The organism is Streptomyces sp. NPDC024698, from assembly GCF_055559015.1.
In genome coordinates this window covers 155,424-173,008 of record NZ_JBVHLK010000016.1, presented here as the reverse complement: position 1 = coordinate 173,008, position 17,585 = coordinate 155,424, and the positions used below count along the sequence as shown (strand labels likewise).

The window sequence follows — 17,585 nt, the reverse complement described above, 5'->3', positions numbered from 1 at the left end:
CGGTGTACGGCTTCTTCGCCTCCAGACCGAAACCGGTCGCCCGATGCCGGCGCAGCTGCTCGACCTCCTGGAACGAGCCCGCGTCGAGCAGCAGCTCGATCCGCTCCCGCGCCGTCAGCTTGCCCTTGGCGTGCTGCGCCTCGGTCGCCTTCTCGCTGGGACCCCGCAAGGCCTCCGCACGGATGGCGTGCAGTTCCGCCACACGGCCACGCGCGTCCGTCGGCTCGCCTGTGGGGATCGTGGTGCTCGCGGTGTCGGCCTCGTCCAAAACGGTCATGTAGTGACCATACGAAGTCCACCAAGGAAAGAGGCCCGTCGACTCTGCACAGTCCTCGGACCGTTTTCCTGGTGCCCCTGAACAGAACCACCATCACATGCAGGCGATCCGACTGCCCGGAGGGGTTCGGGCTTGTGGGGATCACACAAACCGTTCGGCCGAGTGCCATCCGACATTCATGAGCGGCACATGCCGTCACCGGGGTGACGCGCACCCCCGTTCGGCTGGCCGCGCCCTTTCGAGGTGACCGAGCGTCGCGACTCAAGCACTTTCCGGATGATGTTGAAAGTTGAACGGAATAGGTCTACGGTTGCCCGTGTTGACCTCGTTGAACATTCAACAGAACGTCGCCGTGGCTCTCCCCTGAACCGCGGCCCGTCCCCCAAGGAGCATCTGATGGGCATCTTCGGCCGCAAGACCACCGAGACCTCCGCCGCCGCGACGGCCACCGCGACGACCGGCACCGTGAACCCGGACCTGGCCGCACTGACCGGCGACTACACCATCGACCCGGCCCACTCGACGATCGGCTTCGTCGCCCGGCACGCGATGGTCACCAACGTCAAGGGCTCGTTCAAGGACTTCGAGGGCACGCTCCACCTGGACGGCGGCGACCCGTCCCGGTCCACGGCCTCCCTCGACATCACGATGGACAGCATCGACACCGGCTCCGCCGACCGCGACGGTCACCTCAAGAGCGCCGACTTCTTCAAGACCGACGAGTTCCCGGCGATGACCTTCCGTTCCGTCAAGGCGGAGGCCCTCGGCGGTGACGACTACCGGATCACCGGCGACCTGGAGATCCTCGGCACCACCCGACAGATCAGCATCGACCTGGAGTTCAACGGCTCCGCGAAGGACCCGTTCGGCAACGAGCGCGTGGGCTTCGAGGGCAAGGCCGAGATCCTTCGCTCCGATTGGGGCCTCACCTGGAACGCGGCCCTGGAGACCGGCGGCGTCCTCGTCGCCGACAAGATCAAGCTGAACTTCGACATCTCGGCGATCAAGAACGCCGGCTGAGCCCCGGGCCGACGGCCCCCGCACCGCCGCACGCTGTTCTCCGGCGCCGGGCTCCCCTCACGGGGGCGCCCGGCGCCGCCGTGTCGCGCGGACCTCGTAGGCACTCTCCTCAGGCCGTGTCCGGCACCTCGCACAGGCCGCACGCGGACGTCTCAGAAGCCTCCGCCGAAGTCGCCGCCCCCGCCGCCTCCGCCGAAGTCGCCGCCCCCGCCGTCGCCGAAGCCGCCGCCGAAGTCACCCTGGTCGAAATCGGCGCCGGAGACATCGCCTCCGTCGTAGCCGCCGCCGAAGTCGCCGTAGCCGCTGCCGTACGCGGCACCGTACCCGGGGCTCGCCATCATGCTGCCGAGCACGGTCCCGACGAGCAGGCCCGGCAGCACCCCGCCGCCGAAATAGCCGCCCGCCCAGGGACCGTACGCCGGGCCCGCGTCCCAGTACGGGCGGCGGCCGCCGTCCGTCTCGACCTCGCGGACCGCCGGTTCCTCACCGCCCGCGAGACGCATCCAGTCCGCCTTGCAGACCGGGACCTCGCGCGGCGCGCCCCCGGCAGGTGTCCAGGCCGTGTCGGCGACGGAGGGACCGTGCCGGGGGTCGAAGAAGCAGGGCGCGCGGCGCTCGGGGACCGGACGGCCCTCGCGGCGCGCGGCGAGCACGGCGAGGGAGAAGCGGCCCTCCTCCAGGGACTGGGTGACACCGCGTACGTCCTCGGGCCGCTCGGCCTTGGCCATGAAGGACTTCGCCTGTTCGTAGGCGTCCAGCGCGCGTTCGTAGTCCGCGCGCATCGTGTCGTCGGCGCCGGCCTCCGCCGGGTGGAAGTCCAGCCGGTCCAGCTCCTCACCGAAGGCGGTGATGTCCTCGTCGACGACCACGCGGAGCCGGTCGAGCGCGGCCCTCTGCTCCTCCCGCTCGCGGCGGCGGTTGCGGCGTACGACCGCGTACGCGCCGGCGCCGCCGAGGACGGCCACCGCGCCGACCGCGATCAGCGCCCCCGTCGGGACGTCGCTGCTGTCCATGCTGCCGCCCCAGCTCTCGGGGGCCGAACCGTGGATGTTCGCGAGCGCGCGGTCGGTGAACTCGTTCAGCTGGGTGTTCACGTCCGAGACGCCCTGGACGCTGGTGACGAGGTTCCGCACGGCCGAGCGGGACATCACCGCGGAGTCGGCGCGGGCGTCGAAACGGTCGCCGAGCCTGATCGCGTAGAGGCCGGTGATCCCGGTGGCGGTGCGCAGGTCTCGGAAGAGGTTCTCGGTGGGGAAGCCAGCGGGGAGCACGGCGACGAAGACCGGCCGGTCCGCCTTCTCGATCTTGGTGGTGAGGGCGTCCGCCTGCGACGCCGAGAGCTGTCCCGAGGCGGCCGGGTCCACATAGACGGGACCCTTGCGCAGGGCCGCCGCGACGGTGGAGACATCGGTGGCGGCGTGGGCCCGGGGTGCCGGGATCCACACCATCGCCAGGGCCGCGAGCATCAGTGCGACCAACAGGCCTGGACGTCCTCGGGTGTGTGCGGCCCTCATGCCTTGAAGCTACCCGAACCAGAGCGAAACAGGACATCGGAACTGCGGCTCACCAACCGTGCGGGAGCCGGTCCGGCACCTCGGCCGCGGGGGGCGTCGGCCGTCGCGCACGCCATGGACCCCCTGACGCCGGACCCGGCCTCGGACCGGCCCGGGTCCGGACCTGGACCGGCGTCGGACCCTCGTCACGGAACGATTCGGTTCCACCTTCCGGAACTGTGGCCTCCGTCACAGCAGTGGATGGCATGAACCTGCTGAAGTGACCGGATGATCGGACTCATCCTTCGCGTACTCCCCTTCTGGGTGCGCGAGCCGCTGCTCATCGCCGTCGGCTTCCCCTTCAGCGGCTTCCTCTTCTACGCGGCGGCCCGGGACGGATCCGCCTTCGGCGCGTTCCTCGGCCTCGCGATGCTCGTGTTCTCCGTGATCCGCGTCCACACCGTGGTCAAGGCCCTCCAGGCCCGCAAGCTCACCAGGGAACCGAGGAGCGCCGTGCCGGTGACGCCGCCCGCGCCGTAGGACACGGGGCCGGGAACACGGGAGGGCCGGGACCGCTGTGCGGCCCCGGCCCTCCCTGCGCGTTCTCCCTCATGCAGCGCGGTACGCCTGGGCCAGCTTCGCCACCGCCTCTCCGTAGTGGCCGGTCAGCAGCAGATGGTCCGCGTCCGCGAAGGGACCCGCGTTCGCCGCGGTGACCGCCGAGCCGATCCTCCCCTGGACGAGCAGGCGGGCCTTCGTCACGGCCGCGCGTCCCGCCGCGTCGTTGCCGCGCCGCTCCGCCGCCGAGGCCGCCCGGGCGAGCTCCCGCAGCGCGGCGGTGCCGCCCACGGGGACCTTCGTCAGCGTCGTCAGGCCCCATCCGTACGGGAACTGCGGGTCGTAGGAGGTGTCACCGACGTTGATCGGCACCTGGGCCTCCGACTTCGGCCAGGTGACCGGCAGCTGCCCGGTGAAGGCGCGCTTCCCGTAGAGGACGTCAGCGACCCCGTCGCCCTCGGTGCCCGGCAGCCACGAGGCCACCAGGGAGTCGACGGAGCCCAGCCGGTCGCCGATCAGCTGCGGGCGGCCCGAGACGATCAGCACCGCGCACTTCATGGCCGCGCAGACCTTGTCGACGGCGGCCTTGTCGGCCGCGGTCAGCTCCAGGTCGTTGCCGTTGCCGACATCGCCGAAGCCCTCCGCGTAGGGGGTCTCGCCGACGACGACCACACCGACGTCGTATCCGGCGGTCGGCGCCGAGGCGTCCTTGGAGTAGGTGACGTGACCGCCGGCGTCGCGCATCCCCTGGAGGATCGTCGTGCCCTTGGTGATGGCGCCGGACGAGCCCTGCCAGGTGACGGTCCAGCCGCCGGTCTGGTTGCCGAGGTCGTCGGCGTTCGAACCGGCGACGTACACCTTCTGGGACTTGCGCAGCGGCAGTACGCCGCCCGCGTTCTTCAGCAGGACCTGCGACTCGGCCGCCGCCTGCCGCGCCACGGCCCGGTGACCGGCCGAGCCGATCCGCGAGGCGCCGCTCGTGTCCGCGTAGGGCTTCTCGAAGAGGCCCAGCTCGAACTTCCGGGTGAGGATGCGCGACACGGCGTCGTCGATCCGCCGCTCGCTGACGCGGCCGGCCTTCACCTCGTCGATGAGCGTCGTCCGGAAGTCCTTGTACGTGTACGGCACCATCATCATGTCCACGCCCGCGTTGACCGAGGTGCGAACCTGCGAGGCGTAGTCGCCGGGGAGCTGGTCGATGGCGTTCCAGTCGCTGATCACGAAGCCGTCGAAGCCCATCCGGCCCTTGAGCACACCGTTGATCATGTCGGCGCGGGCGTGCATCTTCACCGGGCCCCGGCCGTCGCCGATGATGTCGAGCGAGGAGTAGGACGGCATGACCGAGCCGACACCCCGGTCGACCGCCGTCCGGAACGGTGCCAGGTGCACGGCTTCCAGCTGCTGCCGCGTGACCGTGGTGACGCCCTGGTCGAGGACGTACGAACCCGTCGTGGACGTGCCGTACCCGGTGCCGCCGTCGCCGGCGAAGTGCTTGGCGGTGGCGAGGACCTTGTCGTCGTCCTTCAGGTCCTTGCCGCTGCGCGCGCCCTGGAGACCCTGGATGATCGTCTCCATGGACTTGACGAGCGCCGGGTCCTCGCCGAAGGACTCGTAGGAGCGGCCCCAGCGTTCGTCGCGGGTCACGCACAGGCAGGGCGCGAAGTCCCAGGGGACGCCGGTGGCGCGGACCTCGGAGGCGGTCACCGCGCCCGCCCGCTCGGCCAGTCGCGGATCACGGGTGGCGCCGATCCCGATGTTGTGCGGCATGATCGTCGCGCCGACGAGGTTGTTGTGGCCGTGCACCGCGTCCACGCCGTAGATCAGCGGGATCTGGAACCGGGTCGCCTGCGCCCGCAGTTGGAAGGCGTCGATCATCTGCGCCCAGGCGGCCGCGGTGTTGGGGGTCGGCGTGGAGCCGCCGCCGGAGAGCAGTGATCCCAGGTCGTAGGAGGCGATGTCGCCGCCCGCGCCGACCGCGCCGCGCTCGGCCTGGGTCATCTGCCCGGTCTTCTCCTCAAGGGACATCCGGGAGACGAGATCGGCGACCCGCTTCTTCACCGGCAGCTTCGGGTCCAGATACGGCAGCCCGTGGGCGTCGATGACGACCTGCGGGCTCTCCGCGGGGGCTTTGGCGCCCGTCACCGTGAGCTTGAGCGGGATCGTCTCGGCCGCCTCGGCGGACTTGTCGCGCAGGGTCCTGACCGTGACGGTGCGGCTCGTGCCGGACGTCGTGCCCGCCGGGAAGGTGATCTCGCCCTTGACCGGCGCGTAGTCCTTGCCCGGCTCGGCGCTGCCGCCCGCGCTCTCATAGGCGACGGTCACCGGCTCGTCGATCGGGGTGAAGCCGGTGGTGGCGACGGAGACCTTCACGGCGGCCGTGCCGCCCTCCCGTACCGGGTAGACGGAGGCGTCGGTGGTGACGGAGGCCCGCAGGGTCTGATCGGCCTTGCCGTACAGCTCGACGTCGTCCATGGCGAACTGCCCGTGGACGCCGACCGGGAGGGTGAGGGCGTAGCCCCACATCTGGGTCAGGCCGAGGACGTGGTCGATCCCGCCGACGGGCTGGTAGTCCGTGCGGTAGACGAAGTCCGTGAAGGGGATCTCGATCTGCTTCCAGCCGGTGAAGTCGTCCGTGAAGGAGGTCGTCCACAGCTCGGAGGCCTCGCCGTCGGCGCCGCCGTCCTTGATCTCGAAGGAGATCTTCTTGGCGGTGTTCCGGCCGTCCCACCAGAAGCGGATGCCCTGGTGCGCCGACCAGTCGTGGGCCGGCCGGCCGGCCGCGAAGTCGTGGGTGAAGCCGCCGTAGCCGCTGATGTCGTAGTCGCCGGTGAGGACCTTCGTCCCCTCGGGCGCGTCGGACCGCGCGGTCAGGGCGAGCTTCGGCGGGTCGTCGCTGTCGCCGCCCCAGGTGAAGAGGCCCTCGGCGGGCTGGCTCGCGAAGGGCACCTCGCCCTCGAAGCGGTCGACCGAGACGGGCGCCGGCTCACCCGCCGCCGACGGTCCCGCCGAGGCGAGAGGAAGCAGTGCGGCGACCAGCGCGGCACCGGCCAGCAGAGCGGTTCTTCGTGCGGAATTCCGATCGAGCCCGGTCAATGGGGTTCCCCTCGACTCTCACGTTGTTCTGGCGACGTGCTTCCTGACGATGGCGTGCTCGTTCCGTTCCCTGCTCCTTCGGACGCCGCTCTCACGGCTTAGATCACGGCGTGAGTTAACTGGCGCCCCGGCACGTCGTCAAGACTTCACGCCAGAACCGGTACACACTCAACTCCCGTCCTGATCAGAGCAGTTGTTCCTTCAGAATCTGAACGCGCAACCCCTTGACGCGCCCCCGAACCCGTCATTTACTCACGCCTCGCACGCCTCCCACCCCCACCTCGAGAAGGGCGGCGCTCCATGAGGAGATCCAGCAGGGGATCCAGCAGGGGATCCACCCGGGCGGTTCGGACGATCGTTGCCGGGCTGCTCGTCACCGCGGGATTCACGGCGGCCGCGCCCGCGCATGCCGCGGGTGAACAGGTCACCGCCTATCTGACGACGACGGACGACGCCGGCGGACGCCATGTCGTGCGCGGGCTTCAGGCCCAGGCGCCGTTCGCCTTCCAGTCGGGCAGCGGCGGCGGCGGTGAGAACATCACCGTCGACGAGAACACCCGGTACCAGACCTTCACCGGCGGCGGCGCGTCGTTCACGGACACCGCCGCATGGCTGATGAACAGCAGCGGAGCCCTGTCGCAGAGCACGCGTGACGCGACGATGCGCAAGCTCTTCTCCCCCACCGACGGCATCGGACTGTCCTTCCTGCGCAACCCGATGGGCGCCTCGGACCTCGCGCGCTACGGCTACTCCTACGACGACCTGCCGGCCGGGCAGAGCGACCCGGACCTGGCGCGGTTCTCCATCGCGCACGACCTCGCCGACGTGGTCCCGCTGACCAGGCAGGCGCTCCAGCTCAACCCCTCCCTGACGGTGATGGCCTCGCCGTGGACGGCACCGGCCTGGATGAAGGACAGCGGGTCGCTGAACGGCGGCTGGCTGAAGGCGGAGGACTACGGCGCGTACGCCGCGTACTTCGTGAAGTACCTCCAGGCGTACCGGGACCAGGGCGTCCCCGTCTCGTACGTCACCGCCCAGAACGAGCCGACCTGCTGCTCGGGGTATCCCTCGATGAGCTGGAACGCCTCGGGGCTCGCCTACTTCACGAAGAGCGAGCTGCTGCCGAGGCTCAACGCCTCCGGTCTGTCGACGAAGGTGCTGGCGCACGACTGGAACTGGGACGTGTACGACTCCTACGCCGCCCAGACCGTCGACGACGCGGCGGTCCGCTCGAACCCCAACTTCGGCGGGATCGCCTGGCACGGGTACGGCGGTGACGTCACGAAGCAGACGAGCGTGCACAACCAGTACCCGGGTCTCGACGCCTTCGGGACCGAGCACTCCGGCGGCACCTGGATCGCCGATCAGCAGCGCGAGGACATGCTGAACATCGTCGACTACACCCGCAACTGGGCGAAGTCGGTGACCAAGTGGTCGCTCGCCGTGGACCAGAACAAGGGCCCGCACAACGGCGGTTGCGGCACCTGCACCGGCCTGATCACCGTGCACGACGGCGACGGGGCGAGCGGGACCGTCGACTACACGGTCGAGTACTACACGATGGGCCATCTGACGAAGTTCGTCCGGCCCGGGGCCCAGCGGATCGCCTCCACCGCCTCGTCGGCCGTCCCGAACGTCGCCTGGCGCAACCCGGACGGCGGCAAGGCCCTGATCGCCTACAACGAGGCGTCGGCCGCCAGGACGGTGACGATCAACTGGGGTTCCCAGCACGCCACTTACTCACTGCCGGGCAAGACCTCGGCGACCTTCACCTGGTCCGGCACCCAGTCGGGCGGGGGCAGCCGGTCGGGCGCCTTCGTCGGGCTGGCCGGCAAGTGCCTCGACGTGGCGGGCGGTTCCAGTGCCAACGGCACGGCGGTGCAGCTCTACGACTGCAACGGCACCGCCGCGCAGTCCTGGACCGTGGGCGCCGACGGTTCGGTGCGCGCGCTCGGGAAGTGCCTCGACGTCGCCTCGGGCTCGACGTCCGACGGCGCCGCGGTCCAGCTCTACGACTGCAACGGGTCGGGCGCCCAGCAGTGGTCGTACAACTCTTTGACGGGTGACGTGGTCAACACCGCGGCGAACCGATGCCTCGACGTGACGGGCAACTCGTCGGCGAACGGGGCGCGGGCGCAGATCTGGTCGTGCACGGGGGCCGCCAACCAGAAGTGGCAGCTCCGGTAGCCGCCCGGCACCGCGAAGGAGCCGGGACGCGGTGAACGCGGTGAAAGCCGGAGGGTGCCGTTCGCGCGCCCTCCGGCTTTCGGGGCGGGTCTACGCGGCGGGTTCGACCCCGGCCCGCAGCAGTCCGTAGGTGTACGCGTCCTCCAGGGCCTGCCAGGACGCGGCGATGACGTTCTCCGCCACGCCGACCGTGGACCACTCCCCCGTGCCGTCGGACGTGGAGATCAGGACCCGGGTCGTGGACTGCGTGCCGTGCTTGCCCTCCAGGATGCGGACCTTGTAGTCGACCAGCTCCAGCTTGGCCAGCTGCGGGTACAGCGTCTCCAGGGCCACGCGCAGGGCGCGGTCGAGGGCGTTGACGGGGCCGTTGCCCTCGGCGGTGGCGACGATGCGCTCGCCCTTGGCGAAGAGCTTGACCGTGGCCTCGTTGGCGTGGCTGCCGTCGGGGCGGTCCTCGACGATGGCCCGCCAGGACTCGACCTCGAAGTAGCTGCGTCTGCGGCCCTCGGCCTCCTCGCGGAGCAGGAGTTCGAAGGAGGCGTCGGCGGCTTCGTAGGTGTAGCCCTTGAGCTCGCGTTCCTTGACGCGCTCCACGACCCGGCCGATGAGTTCGCGGTCGTCGCCGAGGTCGACGCCGAGTTCCTTGCCCTTGAGCTCGATGGAAGCGCGGCCGGCCATGTCGGAGACGAGCATCCGCATGGTGTTGCCGACCTGCTCGGGGTCGATGTGCTGGTACAGGTCGGGGTCGACCTTGATCGCGGAGGCGTGCAGGCCCGCCTTGTGCGCGAACGCCGACACTCCCACGTACGGCTGATGGGTGGAGGGGGTGAGGTTGACGACCTCGGCGATCGCGTGCGAGATCCGGGTCATCTCCCGCAGCGCGCCCTCGGGGAGCACCTTCTTGCCGTACTTGAGCTCCAGCGCGGCGACCACGGGGAAGAGGTTGGCGTTGCCGACGCGTTCGCCGTAGCCGTTGGCGGTGCACTGGACGTGCGTGGCGCCGGCGTCGACGGCGGCCAGGGTGTTGGCGACCGCGCAGCCGGTGTCGTCCTGGGCGTGGATGCCGAGACGGGCGCCGGTGTCCGCGAGGACGGTGGAGACCACGGCCTGGACCTGCGCCGGGAGCATGCCGCCGTTGGTGTCGCACAGGACCACCACGGCGGCGCCGGCCTCGTGCGCGGCCCGCACCACGGACTTCGCGTAGGCGGGGTTCGCGCGGTAGCCGTCGAAGAAGTGCTCGCAGTCCACGAACACCCTGCGCCCCTGCGCCACCAGGTGAGAGACGGTGTCGCGGACCATCTCCAGGTTCTCCCCCAGCGTGGTGCGCAGCGCCAGCTCCACATGCCGGTCGTGCGCCTTGGCGACCAGCGTGATCACCGGGGCACCGGAGTCCAGGAGGGCCTTGACCTGGGGGTCCTCCGCGGCCTTGCCGCCGGCCCTGCGGGTCGCCCCGAAGGCCACGAGCTGGGCGTGCCGGAAGTCGATCTCCTGGGCGGCGCGGGCGAAGAACTCGGTGTCGCGGGGGTTGGCGCCGGGCCAGCCGCCCTCGATGAAGCCCACCCCGAAGTCGTCCAGGTGCCGTGCGATGGCCAGCTTGTCCGCCACGGTGAGGTTGATGCCCTCGCGCTGCGCGCCGTCGCGCAGCGTCGTGTCGAAGACGTGGAAGGAATCGTCGACTTCGCTGGTTTCCGTCATGGTCTCAAGGCTCCTGTATTGAATCTCGGTCTACCGGAATGACCGGCTCCACCGTCCCCCAATGATCCCTCGCGCTGCGCTCCCGGCTGAAGGTGGGCCAGAAATGCGAAAAACCCCTCGCGGGTGCGAGAGGTCTGCGCGCGGGTCGAGAACGACGGTGTCCGCCCGTACGTGGTCGTACGTGGCGGTCACTGCGGACCGGCGCGCCTGCTGCCAATAATCGTGGCGAACGAGAGCACGAGGGCAGTGTGGCACATACCGCCCTCGTGATCACACGGTGTCTCAGGATGCGAGCACTGGGCTACATGACCGGCGCGTCCGTGCGGCGTTCAGCTCAGGGACGCGTCGAGGAACTCCCGCACATGGGAGAGGACCTGTTCGCGGCTGGTACCGCGCAGGCCGATCGCCACATGGATGGAGAAGCCGTCCAGCAGGGCGCGCAGCCGGGCGCCGAAGCGGTCCGCGTCGACGGGCCGGAACTCGCCGCGCGAGACGCCCTCGGCGAGCAGGGCGACGAGGTCGCGGTGCCAGGCGCCCTCGATGGCCACCTGGCGTTCCCGGGCGTCGTCGTCCGCGTTCTGGGAGTGGTTCCAGACCTCGAGCCACAGGGTCCAGTGCGGGTCCCGGTGGCCGTCGGGCACGTACAGGTCGACGTAGGCGTCCAGGCGCTCGCGGGCGGTTCCGCGCGCGGCGAGCAGCCGGCCGCGCTCGGCGCCGAGGCGGCCCTCGCTCCACTCCAGGGTGCGCAGCAGCAGCTCGTCCTTGGAGCGGAAGTAGTACAGGAGATGGCCGCTGCTCATGCCGACCTCACGGCCGAGCGCCGCCATGGTGAGTTGCTCAAGACCGCGTTCGGCGATCATCTCCATGGCGGCGGCGAGGACCTCCTCGCGCGGTGGCGCGTTCTTCCGCGCACCGGCCATCCGTGACTCCCGTTGTCAGACCTTCGGCTGCTGCTGGGTGATGCAGTGGATGCCACCGCCGCCCGCGAAGATCGTACGTGCGTCCACCAGCGTCACGGTCCGCTCGGGGAACAGCCGGCGGAAGATGTCCGCCGCGGTCTCGTCGCGCGGGTCGTCGAAGCCGCACAGGACGACGCCGTCGTTGCAGAGGTAGTGGTTGATGTAGGAGTAGTCGGCCCAGTGGCCGTCGGCCTCCAGGACGGTCGGGGCGGGGACCTCGACGACCTCGATGGCACGGCCGCGCGCGTCGGTCTGGGCCCTGAGCAGCCCGATGACCTCCCGGCTGACCTCGTGGTCGGGGTGCGCGGGGTCCTGCTGGGAGTGGGCGACGATCACGCCGGGCCGGGCGAACGCGGCGACGATGTCGACGTGCCCGAGGGTGCCGAAGCCGTACGGGGGGTAGTCGCCGGTCAGGCCGCGCGGCAGCCAGATGGCCTTCTCGGTGCCGAGCTGGGCGTGGATCTCCGCCTCGACCTGCTCGCGGGTCCAGCCGGGGTTGCGCTCGGGGCCGAGCTGCACGGTCTCGGTGAGCAGCACGGTGCCCTCGCCGTCGACGTGGATGGCGCCGCCCTCGTTGACCAGCCGGGAGGCGTACGTCTTCGCCCCGGCCAGGTCCGCGACCTCGGCGCCGATCTTGGAGTCATGTTCCCAGCGGGCCCAGTCCTGGGCGCCCCAGCCGTTGAACGTCCAGTCCACGGCGGCGAGTCCGCCCTGGCCGTCGGTGAGGAAGGTGGGGCCGATGTCCCGCATCCAGGCGTCGTCGAGTTCCCGCTCGACGAGGTCGACGCCGGGGCCGAGGAGTTCGGCGGCCGGCGCGGACTGGCCGGGGCCGCACACGACCGTGACCGGTTCGAAGCGGCGGACCGCGCGGGCCACCTCCGCCCAGGCGGCGCGGGAGGCGGCGAGGTCCTCGGGGCTGTCGAAGGTGGGGTTGGGGCCCGGCCACGCCATCCAGGTGCGCTCGTGCGGGGTCCACTCGGCGGGCATGCGGAAGCCGTCGGCGGCAGCAGACATGGGGTGTTCCTTAGAGGCTGTGTCCATCAGAGGAAGTACAGGCGGTTGAGGGAGACCGAGTCGGCGGGCTCGGAGCGCAGCGGTTCGCCGTCGAGGGTGACCAGGCCGGTGCGCCCGTCCACGTCGACCGCTCCGGTACGGGAGTTGAGGCGCAGGTCGGCGGGGCCGATGCCGCGGGTGCCGCGGACCGCGACGCGGCGGCGGCGGGTCGGCATGGTGTCGTTGCCCTGGTCGAGGGCGGCCTGGGCGACGAAGGCCACGGAGATCTCGGCGGGTGTCGCGCCGTGCGCCCCGAACTGCGGTCCGAGGACGAGGGGTTCACAGGTGTCGGTGGCGGCGTTGGGGTCGCCGACGACTCCGTAGGCGGGGAAGCCGGACTTCAGGACGAGTTGCGGTTTGGCGCCGAAGTACTCGGGGCGCCACAGCACGATGTCGGCGAGCTTGCCGGTCTCGATGGAGCCGACCTCGTGCGAAAGGCCATGCGCGATGGCCGGGTTGATGGTCAGTTTGGCCATGTAGCGCAGGACGCGTTCGTTGTCGTGGTCCTCGGGGGCGCCGAACTGGGCCTTCATCTTCCCGGCCATGGCGAAGGTGCGGCGGACGGTCTCGCCGGCGCGGCCCATGCCCTGGGCGTCCGAGGAGGTGATGCCGATGGCGCCCAGGTCGTGCAGGACGTCCTCGGCGCCCATGGTCCCGGCGCGGATGCGGTCGCGGGCCATGGCGGCGTCGCCGGGCAGGTCGGTCTTGAGGTCGTGGACGGAGACGATCATGCCGTAGTGCTCGGCGACGGCGTCCCGGCCGAAGGGCAGGGTCGGGTTGGTGGAGGACCCGATGACGTTCGGGACGCCCGCCATCTTCAGCACGTTCGGGACGTGTCCGCCGCCGCAGCCCTCGATGTGGAAGGCATGGATGGTGCGGCCTTCGAGCACCTTGAGGGTGTCCTCGACGGACAGGCACTCGTTCAACCCGTCGCTGTGCAGGGCCACTTGGACGTCGTGGTCCTCGGCGACGCGCAGCGCGGTGTCGAGGGCGCGGGTGTGGGCGCCCATGTCCTCGTGGACCTTGAAGCCGCTCGCGCCGCCCTCGGCGAGTGCCTCGATCAGCGGAGCGTCGTGGGAGGACGAACCCCGGCCCAGGAAGCCGATGTTGACCGGCCAGGCGTCGAAGGCGCTGAACGCGTGACGCAGCGCCCAGGGCGAGTTGACGCCGACGCCCCACACGGGCCCGAACTCCTGGCCGATGATCGTGGTGACGCCGGAGGCGAGCGAGGCCTCCATGATGCGCGGCGAGAGCAGATGGACATGGGTGTCGACGGCTCCGGCGGTGGCGATCAGGCCCTCTCCGGAGACGATGGACGTGCCGGTGCCGACGACGACGTCGACGCCGTCGAGGGTGTCGGGGTTGCCGGCCCGTCCGATCGAGCAGATACGGCCCTCGCGGATGCCGATGGACACCTTCCGGATGCCCTGGACGGCGTCGATCACCACGACGTTGCTGATGACGACGTCGCAGGTGTCCCGTACGGCGGCGGCCTTGAGGTGCAGTCCGTCGCGGGCGGTCTTGCCGAATCCGGCGAGGAACTCGTCCCCCGGGAGCTGCGCGTCGGACTCGACGCGGACGGTGAGCCCCGAGTCGCCGAGCCTGATCCGGTCACCGGCGCGGGGGCCGTGGGTGGCGGCGTACTCGTAGGGGGTGAGGCGGCGGGCCTCGGCGGGGTGGCCTCCGGGACGGCTCATCGCTCGGCCTCCTGCTCGCGGGTGTCGGGGACGCCGAGGTATCCGCAGGCGGCGGCCCGGCGCAGGGCCTCTTCCCTGGCTCCCGGCGCGTCCAGCGGTCCGTCGACGAGGCCGGCGAAGCCGATGGCGACGCGCGCTCCGCCGATAGGCAGCAGGCCCACCTCGGCGCTCTCCCCCGGGCCGAAGCGGACGGAGGAGCCGGCGGGCACGGCCAGCCGCATGCCGTAGGCGGCCGCGCGGTCGAAGTCGAGCCGCGGGTTGGCCTCGAAGAAGTGGAAGTGGGAGGTGACCGAGACGGGGACGCCGGCCGTGTTGGTCACGGACAGGCGGACGACGGCCTCGGGTTCGGTGTGCTCCGGGCCCGGCAGCAGCGCGCCCGGGGCCCGGTCGCCGAGTCCGCCGCCGATCGGGGCGGTGACGACCGCGAGGCGCGAGCCGTCGTCGAAGACGGCCTCGACGTGCACCTCGGTGACGATGTCCGCGACGCCGGGCAGGACGTCGTCGGGGCCGAGGACGGAGCGGGCCGCCTCGACCGCCTCGGCGAGGCGTCCGCCGTCGCGGGCGACCTCGCAGACGGTGTCCGCGATCAGCGCGGTGGCCTCCGGCACGTTGAGCCTGAGGCCGCGCGCCCTGCGGGCCCGGGCCAGCTCGGCGGCCGAGAACAGCAGCAGTCGGTCACGTTCCGTGGGGGTCAGTCTCACGCCGCGACACCTCCTCGCCTTCCTCCGTTTAGAGCATCACTCTAAACGCCGGATTCATGGAAGGGAAACATTGACGTAGCAGCATCCAAGGCACCACATTGAGCGTCGCTCTAACTCGCGGCGCTTTCCGCGCCACGCCAGGCGGCCGTCAAAGGAGACCCAGCCATGCCGATCGAACAGCGCGGAGTCGACATGATCCCCGACGAGGAACGCACCAGTGGGCCGCGTGACCTCGTGTCGATCCTGCTCGGTTCCAACCTCTGCCTCGGGGTGATCATCTTCGGCTGGCTGCCGCCCTCGTTCGGGCTCGACTGGTGGTCCTCGGTCAGCTCGATCGTGGCAGGCACGGTGGTCGGAACGGCGCTCACCGCGCCGCTGGCGCTGGTCTCCCTGCGCACCGGCACCAACCTCTCCACCTCCTCCGGCGCGCAGTTCGGCGTGCGCGGACGGCTGGTCGGCTCGATCGTCGGCCTGCTGCTGGCGCTCGGCTACACCGCGCTGACCGTGTGGATCGGCGGCGACGTGATGATCGGCGTGCTCGGCCGCCTCTTCGGCCTCCCGGCGAACGGGGTCTCGTACGCCGTGGTGTACGCAGTGCTGGCCGCGGCCACCGTCGCGGGCGCCGTCTACGGCTACCGGGTGCTGCTCACGATGTCCCGCGCCCTGGCGATCGGCATGTCGGCGCTGCTGGTGGTCGGCGTGTTCGCGTACGCCCCGCACTTCACCACCGCGGCGCTCCCGGAGGCCGGCGGCTATCTGCTCGGTTCGTTCTGGCCCACCTGGCTGCTGGCGGCGGTCGCGGCCGGTCTGTCGGGCCCGATCGCGTTCATCACGCTGCTCGGCGACTACACCCGCTACATCTCGCCCGAGCGCCACTCCTCCCGCACGGTCCTGCACGGCACCTGGCTCGGCCTGATCGCCGGTCTGCTGGTCCCCCAGCTCTTCGGCACCTTCACCGCCTACGGGGCCCGCGCGGCCCTCGACTACGCGGGCCCGCTGGTGTCCGCCTCCCCCGGCTGGTACCTGGTCCCGCTGCTGCTGGCCGCCTCCGCGGGCTCGGTCGGCAACGCCGGTCTGATGCTCTACTCGATGGGCCTCGACCTCGACGCGATCCTGCCCCGCGCCTCGCGCGCCCGTGCCACCTGCGCGGTCGCCGTCGTCGCCATGCTCTGCGTGTTCCTCGGCCACTACGCCTGGAACGCCCAGTCGGCGATGACATCCTTCGTCCTGCTGCTGACCGCGATCGGCACCCCGTGGGCGGTCATCACCCTGATCGGCTTCGTCCGCTGCCGCGGGAACTACGACGCCGACGCCCTCCAGGTCTTCAACCGCCGCTCCCGCGGCGGCGTCTACTGGTACCGGGCGGGCTGGAACGTCCAGGCCACGGCGGCCTGGGTACTGGGCGCCTTCGTCGGCCTCCTGGCCGTGTCCCTGCCGTCCTACGAGGGCCCGCTGCTGTCCCTGACGGGCGGGGTGGATTGCAGCTTCATCCTGTCCGGCCTGGTCGGCGGCCTCGTCTACCTGGCCCTCACGGCCGGGACGCCGTCACCCGCCGTCGAGCCCCGGCAGGAACCGGCTTTCGCCGAAAGCCGGCTCTAGGTCGCTGAACCAGGTGGCGCGCTCGTCGTAGGCGGCGAAGAACGGGCGCCCCACCAGGTCCGGATCGCGGGCCTGGATGAGATGCAGCACGAAGACCTTCTCGCCCGCGACCTCCGCCGTCCCGTCCAGGCAGACCTTGCCCGGCATCGCCGACATGACCGGGCCGCGCACGGTCCGCGCGAGGCCGGACACCTGGGCGTAGGCGTCGCGGAAGATCTGGTGGCAACGGGCCAGAGGCACCCCGAAGTAGCCCTGCGGGCCGGTGTCCCGCTCGACGAACTGGTAGTAGGGCACCGCCCCCAGCGCGGTCGTCTCGTTCCACAGCTCGGCCCAGACGTCCGCGCTGTCGTTGATCCCCCTGACCAGGGGACCCTGGCAGCGGATCACGGCTCCCGTGTCACGCACCCGGCGCATCGCCGCGCGCACGGCCGGGGGCCGCAGCTCCTGGTGATGCGTGAAGTGGGCCATCAGGGCGAGGTTCCGGCCGCTCGCGACCACCTTCTCCAGCAGCCTCAGCAGATCGTCCGCGTCGCGGTCGGTGAGGAAGCGGTACGGCCAGAAGGCGAGCGACTTGGTGCCGAGGCGGATCGAGCGGACGGTGTCGATCTCCAGGAGCGGTTCGACGTACCGGCGCAGCACCTCCGTGCTCATCACCATCGGGTCGCCGCCCGTGATGAGCGTGCTCGTGACCTCCGGGTGGGCGCGCAGATAGGCCGAGGTGGCGGCGATGTCGTCGGTGGCGATGCGCAGGTCGGACTCGCCGACGAACTGGGGCCAGCGGAAGCAGTACGTGCAGTAGGCGTGGCAGGTCTGGCCCTGGCGCGGGAAGACCAGCACCGTCTCCGGGTACTTGTGCTGGAGACCGGTCAGGCGGACGCCCTCGTGCACGGGGACGTTGGCGTCGAGCTGACCCGAGGGGTGCGGGTTGAGCTTCATCCGGATCTCGTGGGCCGCGCGCAGCACCTCGGCCTTCGGGGCCTCGTGGCGGAGCAGGTCCGCCATCTGCTTGAGGTCGGGCTCGGGCAGCATCTCGGCCTGCGGGAACGTCAGCCGGAAGATCGGGTCGTCGGGCACGGCCGCCCAGTCGATCAGTTCCTCGATCACATAGCTGTTCGTCCGGAAGGGAAGGACGGCCGCGACGGCCCGCAGGGCGAGCCGTTCGTCGGGCGACATCGCCACGCGCCGGAGCAGGCCGTCGAGGTCACGCGAGGTGAAGGCCCGAAAACGGGGGCTCGTGCCGGGTGAGCCCGTGC

Annotated in this window: 13 protein-coding genes; 4 read left to right on the top strand and 9 right to left on the bottom strand. The window is 70.9% G+C overall.

Annotated features, from left to right (window positions below; all coding sequences use genetic code 11):
* Positions 1-277, bottom strand: a 277-nt coding sequence (locus ACZ4AA_RS28715) for a carboxyl transferase domain-containing protein (RefSeq protein ID WP_467609165.1), incomplete at its 3' end; no start/stop codon positions are given.
* A 396-nt stretch (positions 278-673) separates the two neighbouring features.
* Here ACZ4AA_RS28715 and ACZ4AA_RS28710 point away from each other — a divergent pair.
* A complete protein-coding gene (locus tag ACZ4AA_RS28710; protein WP_467609163.1) occupies positions 674-1,297 on the top strand; it encodes a YceI family protein in 624 nt (207 codons plus the stop codon).
* A 152-nt stretch (positions 1,298-1,449) separates the two neighbouring features.
* Here the strand turns inward: ACZ4AA_RS28710 and ACZ4AA_RS28705 are convergent, their stop codons facing one another.
* Positions 1,450-2,811, bottom strand: a complete 1,362-nt coding sequence (locus tag ACZ4AA_RS28705) for a hypothetical protein (RefSeq protein WP_467609161.1) — start codon at positions 2,809-2,811, stop codon at positions 1,450-1,452.
* 267 nt (positions 2,812-3,078) lie between these two features.
* On the opposite strand from ACZ4AA_RS28705, the gene ACZ4AA_RS28700 reads away from it, so the two are divergent.
* Complete coding sequence (locus ACZ4AA_RS28700) at positions 3,079-3,330, top strand: hypothetical protein (protein ID WP_467609159.1); 252 nt, start codon at positions 3,079-3,081, stop codon at positions 3,328-3,330.
* A 69-nt stretch (positions 3,331-3,399) separates the two neighbouring features.
* Here the strand turns inward: ACZ4AA_RS28700 and ACZ4AA_RS28695 are convergent, their stop codons facing one another.
* The gene (locus tag ACZ4AA_RS28695) at positions 3,400-6,441 is read right to left on the bottom strand and encodes a glycoside hydrolase family 3 protein (protein ID WP_467609157.1); all 3,042 of its coding nucleotides are present in this window, start codon (positions 6,439-6,441) and stop codon (positions 3,400-3,402) included.
* 300 nt (positions 6,442-6,741) lie between these two features.
* On the opposite strand from ACZ4AA_RS28695, the gene ACZ4AA_RS28690 reads away from it, so the two are divergent.
* Complete coding sequence (locus tag ACZ4AA_RS28690) at positions 6,742-8,628, top strand: lectin (RefSeq protein WP_467609155.1); 1,887 nt, start codon at positions 6,742-6,744, stop codon at positions 8,626-8,628.
* 90 nt (positions 8,629-8,718) lie between these two features.
* Here the strand turns inward: ACZ4AA_RS28690 and cimA are convergent, their stop codons facing one another.
* The 5 genes from cimA to ureA form a co-directional block, all read right to left on the bottom strand.
* Positions 8,719-10,323, bottom strand: a complete 1,605-nt coding sequence (gene cimA / locus ACZ4AA_RS28685; protein ID WP_467609153.1) for a citramalate synthase — start codon at positions 10,321-10,323, stop codon at positions 8,719-8,721.
* A 329-nt stretch (positions 10,324-10,652) separates the two neighbouring features.
* The gene (locus ACZ4AA_RS28680) at positions 10,653-11,243 is read right to left on the bottom strand and encodes a TetR/AcrR family transcriptional regulator (RefSeq protein ID WP_467609151.1); all 591 of its coding nucleotides are present in this window, start codon (positions 11,241-11,243) and stop codon (positions 10,653-10,655) included.
* Positions 11,244-11,258: 15 nt separating this feature from the next.
* Positions 11,259-12,296 carry an agmatine deiminase family protein gene (locus ACZ4AA_RS28675; RefSeq protein WP_467609149.1) on the bottom strand — a complete coding sequence of 346 codons (1,038 nt, stop codon included), beginning with the start codon at positions 12,294-12,296 and terminating at the stop codon, positions 11,259-11,261.
* 26 nt (positions 12,297-12,322) lie between these two features.
* On the bottom strand, positions 12,323-14,032 hold the full coding sequence (locus ACZ4AA_RS28670) for an urease subunit alpha (protein ID WP_467609147.1): 1,710 nt from the start codon (positions 14,030-14,032) through the stop codon (positions 12,323-12,325).
* A complete protein-coding gene (gene ureA / locus ACZ4AA_RS28665; RefSeq protein ID WP_467609145.1) occupies positions 14,029-14,733 on the bottom strand; it encodes an urease subunit gamma in 705 nt (234 codons plus the stop codon). The genes ACZ4AA_RS28670 and ureA overlap by 4 nt, the downstream gene beginning before the upstream one ends.
* 165 nt (positions 14,734-14,898) lie before the next feature.
* On the opposite strand from ureA, the gene ACZ4AA_RS28660 reads away from it, so the two are divergent.
* Positions 14,899-16,332 carry a cytosine permease gene (locus ACZ4AA_RS28660; RefSeq protein WP_467609143.1) on the top strand — a complete coding sequence of 478 codons (1,434 nt, stop codon included), beginning with the start codon at positions 14,899-14,901 and terminating at the stop codon, positions 16,330-16,332.
* Here ACZ4AA_RS28660 and ACZ4AA_RS28655 read toward each other — a convergent pair.
* A complete protein-coding gene (locus ACZ4AA_RS28655; RefSeq protein ID WP_467609170.1) occupies positions 16,279-17,505 on the bottom strand; it encodes a KamA family radical SAM protein in 1,227 nt (408 codons plus the stop codon). The two genes, ACZ4AA_RS28660 and ACZ4AA_RS28655, sit on opposite strands and share 54 nt — an antisense overlap.
* Positions 17,506-17,585 lie beyond the last annotated feature (80 nt).